The 11,451-nt window shown below is 45.2% G+C and carries 13 protein-coding genes; 5 read left to right on the top strand and 8 right to left on the bottom strand.

The window, feature by feature from the left end; all coding sequences use genetic code 11:
* Window position 1 precedes the first annotated feature (1 nt).
* From G509_RS0100760 to G509_RS22670, 3 genes are all read right to left on the bottom strand, one after another.
* Window positions 2-616, bottom strand: coding sequence for a hypothetical protein (locus G509_RS0100760; protein ID WP_026989784.1), 615 nt, complete (start codon window positions 614-616; stop codon window positions 2-4).
* Window positions 617-824: 208 nt separating this feature from the next.
* Window positions 825-1,883, bottom strand: a complete 1,059-nt coding sequence (locus G509_RS0100755; RefSeq protein ID WP_026989783.1) for a hypothetical protein — start codon at window positions 1,881-1,883, stop codon at window positions 825-827.
* Window positions 1,883-2,905, bottom strand: a complete 1,023-nt coding sequence (locus G509_RS22670; RefSeq protein WP_051199866.1) for a head maturation protease, ClpP-related — start codon at window positions 2,903-2,905, stop codon at window positions 1,883-1,885. Before G509_RS22670 ends, G509_RS0100755 begins: the two co-directional genes overlap by 1 nt.
* A gap of 576 nt (window positions 2,906-3,481) precedes the next feature.
* Between G509_RS22670 and G509_RS0100740 the strand changes: the two genes are divergently transcribed.
* The 3 genes from G509_RS0100740 (at window position 3,482) to G509_RS23795 (ending at window position 4,496) form a co-directional block, all read left to right on the top strand.
* Window positions 3,482-3,931: a hypothetical protein gene (locus tag G509_RS0100740; RefSeq protein WP_026989782.1), complete on the top strand. Its 450-nt coding sequence runs from the start codon at window positions 3,482-3,484 to the stop codon at window positions 3,929-3,931.
* A 67-nt stretch (window positions 3,932-3,998) separates the two neighbouring features.
* Window positions 3,999-4,298: a hypothetical protein gene (locus G509_RS0100735; protein ID WP_026989781.1), complete on the top strand. Its 300-nt coding sequence runs from the start codon at window positions 3,999-4,001 to the stop codon at window positions 4,296-4,298.
* Between the two features lie 72 nt (window positions 4,299-4,370).
* Window positions 4,371-4,496, top strand: a complete 126-nt coding sequence (locus tag G509_RS23795) for a hypothetical protein (protein ID WP_280512586.1) — start codon at window positions 4,371-4,373, stop codon at window positions 4,494-4,496.
* Between the two features lie 14 nt (window positions 4,497-4,510).
* On the opposite strand, the gene G509_RS0100725 is transcribed toward G509_RS23795, so the two are convergent.
* Complete coding sequence (locus G509_RS0100725) at window positions 4,511-4,753, bottom strand: hypothetical protein (protein WP_026989779.1); 243 nt, start codon at window positions 4,751-4,753, stop codon at window positions 4,511-4,513.
* Window positions 4,754-4,757: 4 nt separating this feature from the next.
* Window positions 4,758-4,997, bottom strand: coding sequence for a hypothetical protein (locus G509_RS0100720; protein ID WP_026989778.1), 240 nt, complete (start codon window positions 4,995-4,997; stop codon window positions 4,758-4,760).
* A gap of 95 nt (window positions 4,998-5,092) precedes the next feature.
* On the opposite strand from G509_RS0100720, the gene G509_RS0100715 reads away from it, so the two are divergent.
* Both G509_RS0100715 and G509_RS0100710 read left to right on the top strand, forming a co-directional pair.
* Window positions 5,093-5,437 carry a hypothetical protein gene (locus tag G509_RS0100715; RefSeq protein WP_026989777.1) on the top strand — a complete coding sequence of 115 codons (345 nt, stop codon included), beginning with the start codon at window positions 5,093-5,095 and terminating at the stop codon, window positions 5,435-5,437.
* Window positions 5,397-5,888, top strand: coding sequence for a hypothetical protein (locus tag G509_RS0100710; RefSeq protein ID WP_026989776.1), 492 nt, complete (start codon window positions 5,397-5,399; stop codon window positions 5,886-5,888). Before G509_RS0100715 ends, G509_RS0100710 begins: the two co-directional genes overlap by 41 nt.
* 40 nt (window positions 5,889-5,928) lie before the next feature.
* Here the strand turns inward: G509_RS0100710 and G509_RS0100705 are convergent, their stop codons facing one another.
* Genes G509_RS0100705 through G509_RS0100695 form a run of 3 tightly spaced genes read right to left on the bottom strand, consistent with a single transcriptional unit; the run spans window position 5,929 to window position 11,281 of the window.
* Window positions 5,929-8,862 (bottom strand): coiled-coil domain-containing protein, encoded by a 2,934-nt coding sequence (locus G509_RS0100705; RefSeq protein ID WP_026989775.1) that lies wholly within the window; start codon window positions 8,860-8,862, stop codon window positions 5,929-5,931.
* On the bottom strand, window positions 8,862-9,152 hold the full coding sequence (locus G509_RS0100700; RefSeq protein ID WP_026989774.1) for a PKD domain-containing protein: 291 nt from the start codon (window positions 9,150-9,152) through the stop codon (window positions 8,862-8,864). The genes G509_RS0100705 and G509_RS0100700 overlap by 1 nt, the downstream gene beginning before the upstream one ends.
* Window positions 9,149-11,281, bottom strand: coding sequence for a hypothetical protein (locus G509_RS0100695; RefSeq protein WP_026989773.1), 2,133 nt, complete (start codon window positions 11,279-11,281; stop codon window positions 9,149-9,151). Before G509_RS0100695 ends, G509_RS0100700 begins: the two co-directional genes overlap by 4 nt.
* Window positions 11,282-11,451: the final 170 nt, after the last annotated feature.

Here is an 11,451-nt window from a genome sequence, read left to right as displayed (position 1 = left end):
GTTATGCTTCGGTAAAGCAGTTGTCAAACAACGTTTTCCTTTCGGTGTAGCCTGCCGCAGTAGTTTCCGGCGATACCGGTGTCCAGTAGTAGGTTTTAGGCATGGTAGTTTCTTCAAAACCATCGGCAGATGAAAGTTCGAACATAATCATGTTGTCGTTTTCTTTAGAGCTGTTGGTCATTGTGGTAAGCTCCAGGCCGCTGTTAAGGCCAAGCACCTCAAACGCATCGGCATTGCCTTCGCCTTTCCAAACCTGCTCTACCACCACTACATATTTAGCGCCCTGGCTAAGCTTATCGGCCTGCTCTTTATTCTCCAGGCTTGGGCTAAATATTACGCCGCTAAAGGTGTGCTTAAACTTATCGGGTGCGTTTTCTTTTTTAACCAGTTCCCACGCTTTTCCATTGGCCTGCTTAATGCCGCTTAGCCTGTAGCCCGATGTGCCGGGTTTTAGCTGAATGCCGGTTACCTGCAGGCGGTTAAGGGCAGATACCGTTGTGGCGGTAACATCTATATCGTCTTTATTAATAAGCACTATGTTTTGCTCTATACCACCTATGGGTGCATTAAGGCAGTCGAATGTAATGTTAGCAGTTAGTTTTCCTGTACAATCCATGTTTTTTGTTTTGATTTATTTCAAGTCGTCAAGTCTTAAGGTCGTCAAGTCTTAAAGTCATCAGGGCGAAAGCTTAAAGTCGTAAAGTCTTAAGGTCATCAAGTCTTAAAGTCATTAGGTCGATAGGGCATTTATGTAAAATGGTGCCAGGCAAATAAGTTTGCTCAATCCAAGACTTTCAACTTTAAGACTTTATAAACTTTATGACTTAGTAGGCCGCTACCGTCATATAGCTTTCTAAATGCTTGGCATCTATGGTGTAGGCGGCATCCATAATGTTTGTTTTAAGGGTTTTATCGTAAAACACATCCAGTTTAGAAAGGTCTTCTTCGCTTAGCGTACCCACCGGAATGTTGCTTTTTGTGGTAAGCACGGCACGGTGTGGCAGGTTGTATTTGGTGCCGTTGTTTTGGTACTCTTTAATATAACGGTCCCAGTCGTAGCGCACCTTAACCTCAATACCATCAAAGTACAGCTTAGGGCGGCCTTCTTCTACCACTTCTAAAAAGCCCGATCCCAGGTTTTTGTTGCGCAGCGTAGCGCGGTAGTTATCGGCAAGCGAGCGGGTGGCCAGTATAAAGGCATCATCGGCACTAACCAGCCTTTCATCGGCTGCGGTAACCATTTTTTCGAAGATGGCAAGGGCAGTATCTGCCGGTAAAGCCTGTGCGGCGTAATTTGCGGCTGTATTAACGGTAATGGCTACACGGTTGGTGGCGTTGCTTGGCACCTCGGTAAAAATTTGTTTAAACAGGCCGTCGAACGAGTTAAAATAACCCAGGTCGGTACCGGTGGTAAACACCCCGCCGTTGGCTGTGGTCTGGGCATTTGTATCGTTAAACCAAACCTTACGGTGAATGTTCTCTATCATAGAAGTTTCTACCGCCGAGATAATTACACCAAACTCCTGTGTGCCCACCACATCAAAAAAATCGGGGTTAACACGCTGCGATTTCCTGAATAATTTAAGCAGGGCAGGCATATCGGTCTGGCAATGCCTCAGGCGGAAATCTTCCATAACGGGTGTCCAAAACTTCTCGGTAAGGGCAAAGCCACCTGCCTCGTTGGGTGTACAGCCCTGGGTTACCTTACCTAAAAGGCCCAGCCTTTCGGCAAAAGCAATCTGGGTTTTAACATCAATGCCCGTTTCAATTTCGTGGTATTCGGCAAGGTCGCTGTCATTAAAAACCCTTTCAAAGATTACCTCGCTTACCGTTTCGGCCTCGCGGGCGTTTAGTGTTAATGCATCTGCGTTAATAACTCCCATTACTTTTTGTTTTTATTCTGCAAATATTGCTTCATGCCATTAGTCCTGTCGGATGTGCCGGGCCTGCGGGCGGCTACCTTTTTACCATCTATGCTGTAGCGGCTGCCCACCTGTTTTTTAAGGGCCAGCACCTCGTTTTTAATAAGGCCAAGCTGGCGTTTAAGGTTTTTGTTCTCTGCCCTTAACGATGCTGCGGGGGCATCCTCTTCGGGTTCAATAATCTCGGTAAGTTCGCCGGCTTCAAACACATAGGTAAAGCCATCGGGCAGCAGGTATTCGCCTTCGGCCGGTGCGCCGTCTACAGTGGCGGTGGCGCCAACTTCAATTAGTGCATCATCGGGCAAGTCGGTAAAATCGATCTCGGCGCCGGTGGCATCCTGTACGATCTTGTTAAAAATATGGGCGCTTTTAAACTTGCCCAGTACTTTGGTAAACAGGCCTTCCATCCAGTGCCTGTCTTTGTCGGTAAACGTTCCTCTCATAGGTGAGTTAGGGTTAATGAAAGCTTTTGCTGCGGCCTTAACCTGCCGCGAGGTAGTAAAACCAAGTGCCGAGAGCTGATTGCCCGTAAGCCAGGTTTCGTTTTTTAAGAGCGGCATAATGGCCTGCTCCTGCACGTTGAGGGCTTTTTTGTAAAAGCCTACCATCTTTTTTTCGATGGCGCGCAGCTGGTCTGCAAACTGCTCCAGCTCATCGGCCGTGCCCATAGAGCCGCCCCAGGGTAGGTGAATCATAAACGGGGTGTTTTCGCGCACCTGCCTTTGTGTGCCGGCCATAAAAATTACGGTGGCAATGCTGGCTACAATCCCCGACCCTATGGTGGTAACGGGCTTGCCCAGGGCTTTTAGGTAGTTGTAGATGTCGAAACCCACATCTACCAGTCCGCCCTCGCTGTTAATGTGCACGTTAAAGGCAGTGGCTTTGAGCTGTTTTTTTACCTGGCCCACCACATCTACAAGCTCTACGCCGGGTGTGCCGTCAAAAGTGCCTATCTGGCCGGAGATATAAATGTTTCCTGTCATTCATTAAATTGAAAGATTGAAATATTTAAGATTGAAGGATTGAGGAGTCTTAAAATCGAAGGTCTAAAGCTGGAAGTCTTAAAATGGGAAGGTAGCTACTTGTTCCCTTGTTTTAATACTGCAAAGTTACGGCGGTTTCCATCTGTTAGTACTGAAGTGGTTGTTGCAGTGTTTTGGCCTCACCCTAACCCTCTCCCTTGGAGAGGGGATAGCTTCACTCCAACTTGCTTACTCAAGCTGTTCCCGTACATGCTCCCCTCTCCTTGGGGGGGGGGTTGGGGGAGAGGACTTTTGATACTGCAAAGTTACGGCGGTTTCCATCTGTTAGTACTGAAGTGGTTGTTGCAGTGTTTTGGCCTCACCCTAACCCTCTCCCTTGGAGAGGGGATAGCTTCACTCCAATGTGCTTACTCAAACTGTTCCCGTTCATGCTCCCTTTTCATTCGGAGAGTCCCGATAGCCATCGGGAGGGGGAGAGGACTTTTGATACTGCAAAGTTACAACCGTTTCCAGCTTTTAGTACTGAAGTGGTTGTTGCAGTAAACCCTTATCTTTGCGGCATTAATACCGTTTACCATGTCTTTCTTTAACTTTTTTAAAAAGAAACAACCGCAAACCCCGCAAAAGGTGGTGCTGGCCGATTTGCCTGCGCTTAATGCCTGGAGTGTTTTTTACCAGCAGAGCCAGTTTAACCTGTACTGCCGTTTTGCAGGCAGCCTGCCGGGCGATAATGCCGACTCCATCTATCTTAAAAGCTACCCCGAACTGCCCCAACTGGAGCGTATGTTGTTTGGCGACTGGCTTTACATTGCTTTTAACGGCATTTTTTTACAACGGTGGGATGCGCCCGATGGCAGTACCACATCGTTACTGTTTATTGATACAGAAACCCTTACGGTTAAAGAAATTAAAACGGACATATCCGGTAAAAACTGGAGTGCTTATTTACAAAATAATGCGCTTGTGTTTACTTTTAGCGGAGCTGCTAAAGAGGTTGCTGCCATTACTGTGGCCGACACTAAATAAATTTTTGCTTTTGCAGCAATTTTATATATCTTGCCGGTGTATAGCCTGTATATAAAACACACAAATTATGGTAGTTTTTAATGTTGTAAGCTCAGTTACTGACATTGATGGTATGCGGAGTTTGGCAGCTTTGTTTGCCTTTATCCTGTTTTTTGTTGAAGCTTTTTTGTTAGAAGCGTATGTATTTCAGCCTTTTCTAAAAAGATTGAAGGGTGTTAAAGATAATACATCTAAAAGTAAAATGTCTCCACAGTTGCAAAACGAATTGCATTATGCCGATTATCTTGTATGGGCAGCACGCAAAGGCTACGCCCCTGAGCAAAAAAAGGTTGAGGTTGCAACATTTGTAGATTATAACGATATTTAATTTATGCTCTATTACTTATTAAAATATTCTTTTTACACTACCATAGGGGTAATTCTTTATTTCGGGTTTTTTATGCTTATTAATTTACTTACTACAAAACGCCCCAAAAAAGATATTTTTGAAGACGAAGAAGAGAATAACCCTTACATACGCAGGCATTTGATACAGCGTAGAAAAGAGTATTCTAAGCTTAAATAGTTGCTTAATGGTTATTACCCCTCCATAAAGGCAATAATGCTAAACATGCTGCGCTCGCTAATTTTATAAGTATCGGCAACATTGCCGGCGGCGCGGGTTTTGTTGCGTTTGCCGCGGTGCTGGGCAAGTGCATCGGCTTCTTTAAGGTAGGCCTCATAATACACTTTCCAGTCCAGTATATGCAGTGGTATAAGGTTCTTGCCCATTAGCTTAATAAAGTTGTCGCCAAGGCTTTGTATTGTTTCATAACGCGTCATTTGTTTACCATTTGTTCTCAGGGCAAATATCGTTGCTGCGCACTTTGGCGCTTAGCGGGCAGTGGCAGGCGGCGCAGTAAGCGCCTTCTGCCTCTTTTAAACTATCTTTTATAAAGGCCAGTATTTTACCTTGCTTTGCATGTGGGCAGGTGGCGCAAATGCTGGCCCGCTGCTGGGCTACTATCTCTGTAACCGCGCTTTTGCTCAGGTAGTTTTTCCAGCCGGACAAAATGTGCTGTAACATGCTAAAATAATTTTATGAGATATAAAAATTCTTATATCTTTGAAATCGTAAAAACAATTATTTTTCGGAATCTTAACCCAGACAATTATTATCTAATGAAAAGAATTTTACTACTGCTTGCCATTTTGTGCTCTCTTACAGCCTTTGCGCAAATGCCTAAATTAAAGCCCGAACTTTTAAAAGGCTACGATGTAAAAATAAACGACCTTAGCGCCAGTATGCTTGAATATGATGGCGGCTACAAAGATTTTTATGCCGATGAAGCAACGCTGACTACTTATAAAGGCAGCAATAGTACTACCGACCCCAATGCTCTTAAAGGCAGGACTTTTAAGGTGGCCGACATTACATCGTCTACCGGTTATATGGCAACATACTACAAATTTAAACTGGAGGGCAATGGCGAAACGGTGTACTATAAAATATCAAAAAGGGTATAATGCACCTTTTACACCGCTTAATTTTACCCTGCCGGCAGATTATTATTGCGATTATATAGTAAAAGGCATGTTTGACGAAACAATAATTAGCTATACGGTAGAAGAAAAGTATGTTTTTACCATTGCTAAATATAAATTTGTAGACGGCAGCTCTGTGGTTTATAAAATGAGCCTGCAAACGGGTAAAGATGGCGAAGGTACCGGCGGCAGAGGTGTTACCCTTGAATTAGAAAACAACAAAAAGATACAAAAGGATGCTTTGGTTGAAAAGAACGCAAAGGGGCCGACACCCATTTATAATACAGAATTTGTACTTACCGAGGCAGAGTTAGAATTGCTAAAGGCCAATAAAATAAAAAGCTTTACATTGTTTAAAACACAGGCTGTAATGTTTGATGATTCTGCCAATACGTTGCAAAAGGTTATACCGTGCCTTATTACTATAAAATAAATAACTATAATTCCCGCCTGTTGAGCGGGAATTTTTTTGCTTAAAAATTAGCCGCATCGCGCACCTGCACGTAGCTGTTGCCCTGGGTTATAATATCCTGTACGGCCACAACCGGGGCGGGCAGGGCAGCATTGGCCACGGCTATTTTAGCAGCAAGCTCATCTACATTAAGCCCCGGTTGTGTCATTTCTCTCGACACAATGCCGCCACTGGCAAAGTAATTGGGCGTGCCCGAACTGCCCCCCGCCGGAAATGCGTTGTTAAACGCCATAAAGTGTGCAGCGGCATTACGGTTCATAACCCCAATAAGTTCGCCCTGCTCGGCCTCAAAACGGGTACCATCGGCACCGGTAAACATAGTGCCGCCATTGCTGTGCCTGTTGCCGCCAATATTAAATAATGCACCTTTTGCTGCCTTTGGGGCTTTTGTGCTGGTTATTTTTTTTACTGCCGATAAGCCCGATGCCACTACAAGTGCTGTACTTGCCACTTTGGCAATGGTTGCAGCAGGCTCTGGTAAAATACTGTCGGAAGCCCAAACCTGTGTAACCCCATTGTATGTATTCATAGTAGCCTCTGCAATAGCGGCTGCTTTACCGGCCGCTGTTTTTTTGCCCAGTAATTGCGATACATTGCCAAACAACGTAGCATACTGAGATGCTACTGCCGTATTTTTTGCCTGCTCTATTTTTTCTTGGTTATCGGCACTACGTTCTGTAGCCTGGTCTACCATTGTATCGTATTGCTTCTTTGTAAGCAGTTTGCTATCGTACTGTTCCTGCAGGGTTTCCAGTTCGGCAGCAAAACGTTGCTGTTCCAGCAGTATATCGGCGTCGTACTGGGTTTGGGCGTTGGCTACGGCAATATCTTTATCGGCCTGTGCCTGTGCAGTTTTTTGTGCTTTAACCTGTGCCTCCAGTGCCTCATCGTTTTCCTTCATCTGGTTTTTAAACTCCGTTTCGGTGGCGGCCTTTTGCGTAAGGTAAGCAAGGTCTTCGGTAGTAAGCTGCTGGTTAAGCCTGCGTTTCTCTTCAATACTCTGCTGGCTAATACCGGTTTCTATATCCAGTATCTTTAGCTTCTCGATCTTAATTTTTTCGAGCCTGTCGTTCTCGGCTTTAACAAGCTCAGCCGTCAGCAGTTTTTCGCCTTCCAGTTTATTTGCATTGTTTTGCACATACAAATCGAGTTCGGCCTGGGCATAAGCGGCAGTAGCATCGGCAATGGCCTTAAGCTGCTGTTGTTCTGTATTTAATTTTTCTTTGTCGTACTGCTCGCGGGTAATTTTTTTAGCCTTAAGCTCTTTATCCAGTATAGCAATAGTTTGTGCTGCTTTGCTGTTCTCAAAATCAATTTCCTGCTGTAATGTTTTAGATTTCGCGCTGCCCTGCGCTATAAACAGGTCGAGCTGTTGCTTTTGTTTGGCAAGGGCATCATCCAGCAATTGCTGCCTGCGGGCTTTTTCTGTATCGTTAGCCTCCTGCCTTATGCCGCCAATTTTATCATGAAGTACTTTTTCGCCCGCTGTGTACTGGGCAGCTGTTTCGTCTCGTTTGGCCTTAAGCTCTGCCAACTGCACTTTTTCGGCATCGGTAACGCCATTTTCCTGAAGTTTAAGATCTAAGATCTTAATCTCGGTATCCATGCGGGCCAGCGCCAGTTTGTTTTGCTCCTGCTGTGTGGTAAGTGCTTTTTTTGCTGCGGTTTCGCGCTGTGCAAAGGTAGCGTTGGTATCGTCGGCAATGGTGTTTTGCTTTTCCAGCTCGATACCCAGGCTGCTGTGGGTTTTGGTATAATCGGCAAGGCTTTTATCCAGTTGTTTTTGCAATTGGTCTATTTGCTGGCCCCTTTGCCAGGCATCTTGTAAAAAGGCAGAGGTTTGCTTTGCCGCACCGGCCACCTTATCTGTAATATTTTCTGTGCCAATGGCAACTTTACCCACGGCATCGGCGGCTACTTTGCCGGCTTTGCCAAATTCGCCTTCAAACAACAGGCCAATTGCTTTGCCAAGGTTAGGCAGCAGCTCTGCCATACCCATAAAACGGTTTACAACGTTTTCCTGTACAAAATTCCCGAATTTTTTGAGGGATTCAACCGGGTCTGTAAAAAGATCTGACAGGTATTTGCCTACATTTTGCAACACTACGTTTAAGGCACTAAACACCGATTGCAGTGGCCTTGTTACGGCAGTTAGCTTATCCATACCCTCCTGAGAGTCTTTAAAATAGCTTACCAGCGCGCTAACAGCAAGGCCTATGACTGCCAGCACAGCACCTATGGGTGTTGCCATAAAGGCCAGCGAACTCTTTGTCATGCCGCCAATGCCCGAGGCCATACCATCGAAAGCATTTTTTAATAAGGGGCCCGCGCCACCGGCTTCCTGCGCGCGCGATATTAATCCGCCAAGGCCGCCGTTTAAAATGTTTATGCTGTTAAAGCTTTCTGCAACCTGGTCTTTATAATCGTTAAAGGTTTTTATACCCTTTGTGTTGGCCTCGCTAACCTGCGCATTTAGTGCCGCCTGTGTGGTTAGCGACTGGTTTAGCTGCTCTACACCCGTTGCCGATGTTACCGCTGCCGTACCCAGCCCGGCTACCTGTGTTGCGGTACTGCTAACAGCAGCCTTTAAGCCGGTGGCGGCGCTTGTTGCGGCATCCAGGCTGTCTGAAAGGTCGTTATGTGCTTCGGTTTGTTTTTTGGTAGCCTTTGCGGTATCTTTTTGGGCATCGGCCAGGTCTTCATTTTTTTTGCGGAGTTCTTTTACGGCATCCTGCTGGTCTTCTAACGCATCGGTAAGGCGTTCCAGTTGCTGCTGTAAACTTGCAAACCCGGCCGATGTTTCCTGTCCTGCATCCTGAAGTTCGGCCATGCGGTTTTTAAGCTTTTTTATGGCTTTTTCTGATTCTTCTGTGGCTTTTATAAGCCCCTTGACATCGAGGTCTAACTGCGCCAGGACTATTTTTTGTTTTGCCATTATACTACGGTTAGGTTTAAAGTATTACTTGCAAGGCTTATGGTTTTATCTGCACTGTTTACAGTGAAGTTTATGGTGTAACTTCCGGCTGCGGCATAGGTAACTTGATATTCATAATTGGATATTTTTGTTATTTGGCTACCTACTGCTGCCAGCCTGAAGGTATAGGCCTCCTGGTTGTACAGGGTGTCGAGCCAAATGGTTACGGGCTGCCCCGCGGCCACCTGCTTTTGGTTTGCCCCTAAGCCAAAATGGATAAAGGGCGTTAAGGTTTTTAGTTGCTGTATCATACATTAAAGCTTATCTGGTTAGAAATTGCATCGGTTATAGGATCGATTATCCTGAAATAATACAGGCCGGGTGCGGGTACATCAAAAATTACGGGCGTGGCCAATGTGGTTACAGCATTGGTCCAGGTAATGGCGTTTGCCGAATACTGCACCTGCACCTCTGTATAATTGTAACTGCTTATAAAATATAACCGTACCGATAGCAGGGTACTCTCATTGCCCGTAATGGTAAGGGTGCCAAAAAAATCGGTGGGAAGGGTGGTTAACGCCCTTACCAGCTCGCAACGGGTGGGCTTGCCGGTAACGTAATTGTTTATTTTATTTACAAGATAGTAGTTGGAAAGCTGCTCTATGTACACCAGTTTTTTAAAGTCGAAACCGGTAATATCGGCGTCGGTAAGCCAAAGGTCGGCGGTAATAATTTGCGACCGGTTAAGCAGTTGGCGTATGGGGTTGTAATACTCTTGTGTAACCTCGGCAAAAGAGAGTTTGTAAAAGCTTTCGCGATAGTATTTTGTGGTTAGAACAAGATCATCGGCCTGTTTGCTTTGCAGCATTACAGCGCCAATAACCGGGTTGCTGCACCGCATAAAGTAGTAGCGTTTATCTAACGACTTGTATGTTGTTACATCTGTTTCCTGGCCCTCTTCGTTAGTTTCGCGGGTTATTTCTTTCTCCCAAAGCTTGTATACATTTGTTGGTTTATGGATGTAGTTTACCGGTGTTTGTTCCGGACTGTAAATTTTAGATTTAGTAACATCTTTGGCGTCGGGCAGGTTAACGTTGCTAACGTCTATAAAGCCATCGTTAAAAGAGCCTTCTTTATCATCATAATTGTACCTGAACCAGTTGCGCTGGGCATAGCTGCCATAGATGTAATTTTCGGATACTTTTTTGGCAAATTTACCGCTCCAGTTTAGCGTTTGCGGTGTTTGCAGCAACTCCTGGAGGGTTAAGAACTGATAAGTATTGGTATACTTATCTTTAAACATTGTAAGGCCAAAGCGGTGTACTATTTCGGTTAAAAAATCGCGAAGCCCAAAATCTGCCAGCGACGACGAAAAGTTTATATCTGTAGCGGTTACCTTATCTATGGTAAGGCTGAGGCCGAAACCCAAAACCGTTTTTTGCAGCACCATACAAATACTTTCGTTCTGGGCCAGGTAAATAGTTTCATCAAAATTAATAGCCGTGTTGTCATCGCTAACCGTAGCAACAGCTTTAAACACGCTTACCTGGTTGGCAGCAAGGCCCTGTGCATTTTTACCCAAAAAGAACTCACGATTATTTTGCATGGGGTATATATTGCCCTGTAGGCGTATACGGTAGTTGCCGGCCTCCTGGGCATAGAGGTGAAGGCCATCGGTAGTGGTAAAGCCGTCAGCTTCGTAGCCATCTTCGTTAGCTTTAAGGTAGTACCAGCCACTTTTAACATAGCCCAGGCTTTCGGCATAAAAAACCTGTGTATTAAACTCGGTAGTAGTTAGCCCTTTAGGGTAGGTTAGCCAAAGGTTTTTAAAATTCTCGGTATCAAACACCTGCCCGGAATACTGCATATTAAAAGTTTCGAAAATGCGGCGCCACAGGTAGCTAACTTTTACTGATGGCACCAGATAATCTGTATTAACAATAGCATAGCCCTGCAGGTTTACGTTGCCGGTATCGCCATTGTAATCGGCCAGTATATAGCGGTAGTTTAAGTCGTTATCCCAGGAGTTTTTAACGGCCTGCAGCGATTTTATATGGATAATCTCGGGCAGGGGCACATTGGCAAAAGTAAGGTTTTCTATGGCCTTGTAAAGGTCTATAATGCCATCGTAAACCACGGCCTCATAATCGTCTCCGCCATCGGTAATAACCGCCCAGCCGTTGTAAACAAAGCACTCGCCGTTGGAACTATAAAGGCTGCATTCGTTTTTTTGGTAGGGTACTGTAGACTTGTTTCCGGCCACAGTTAAAAACTGCATTATCTTGGTATTGTTAGCCGTTTTAGGAAGCTTGAATTTATTGGTATAACTGGCCTGCCGGTTGTCGAGGCTGTTAAGGTCGTTTACCTGTTTGGTCTGGGCTATGGTTTGGCCGGCATCCAGGTCGGCCAACTGCCCGTTTATGTAGAGGAGTAAATTCATAGAGTCTTAAAGTTGTCAAGTCTTAAAGTTTTAAAGTGGCAAAGTTGCAGGGTTTCAAAGTTTCAAAGTCCTCTCCCCCGGCCCCTCTCCGAAGGAGAGGGGGGTATGAACAGGTAGTGTGGCTTTTCAGTATCAAGATATTTGAGTGTAGCTTGCTCCCCCTCTCTTTT

Source organism: Flavobacterium subsaxonicum WB 4.1-42 = DSM 21790 (genome assembly GCF_000422725.1).
In the GTDB taxonomy this organism is placed as follows: domain Bacteria; phylum Bacteroidota; class Bacteroidia; order Flavobacteriales; family Flavobacteriaceae; genus Flavobacterium; species Flavobacterium subsaxonicum.
Note: the sequence above shows the minus strand (reverse complement) of the source record. Positions and strands in the feature narration are given on the sequence as shown.

Excerpts from the sequence above, each read along its gene's own strand:
- G509_RS0100760 (WP_026989784.1), bottom strand. The coding sequence starts at position 616 with ATGGATTGTACAGGAAAACTAACTGCTAACATTACATTCGACTGCCTT.
- G509_RS0100755 (WP_026989783.1), bottom strand. The coding sequence starts at position 1,883 with ATGGGAGTTATTAACGCAGATGCATTAACACTAAACGCCCGCGAGGCC.
- G509_RS22670 (WP_051199866.1), bottom strand. The coding sequence starts at position 2,905 with ATGACAGGAAACATTTATATCTCCGGCCAGATAGGCACTTTTGACGGC.
- G509_RS0100740 (WP_026989782.1), top strand. The coding sequence starts at position 3,482 with ATGTCTTTCTTTAACTTTTTTAAAAAGAAACAACCGCAAACCCCGCAA.
- G509_RS0100735 (WP_026989781.1), top strand. The coding sequence starts at position 3,999 with ATGGTAGTTTTTAATGTTGTAAGCTCAGTTACTGACATTGATGGTATG.
- G509_RS23795 (WP_280512586.1), top strand. The coding sequence starts at position 4,371 with ATGCTTATTAATTTACTTACTACAAAACGCCCCAAAAAAGATATTTTT.
- G509_RS0100725 (WP_026989779.1), bottom strand. The coding sequence starts at position 4,753 with ATGACGCGTTATGAAACAATACAAAGCCTTGGCGACAACTTTATTAAG.
- G509_RS0100720 (WP_026989778.1), bottom strand. The coding sequence starts at position 4,997 with ATGTTACAGCACATTTTGTCCGGCTGGAAAAACTACCTGAGCAAAAGC.
- G509_RS0100715 (WP_026989777.1), top strand. The coding sequence starts at position 5,093 with ATGAAAAGAATTTTACTACTGCTTGCCATTTTGTGCTCTCTTACAGCC.
- G509_RS0100710 (WP_026989776.1), top strand. The coding sequence starts at position 5,397 with ATGGCGAAACGGTGTACTATAAAATATCAAAAAGGGTATAATGCACCT.
- G509_RS0100705 (WP_026989775.1), bottom strand. The coding sequence starts at position 8,862 with ATGGCAAAACAAAAAATAGTCCTGGCGCAGTTAGACCTCGATGTCAAG.
- G509_RS0100700 (WP_026989774.1), bottom strand. The coding sequence starts at position 9,152 with ATGATACAGCAACTAAAAACCTTAACGCCCTTTATCCATTTTGGCTTA.
- G509_RS0100695 (WP_026989773.1), bottom strand. The coding sequence starts at position 11,281 with ATGAATTTACTCCTCTACATAAACGGGCAGTTGGCCGACCTGGATGCC.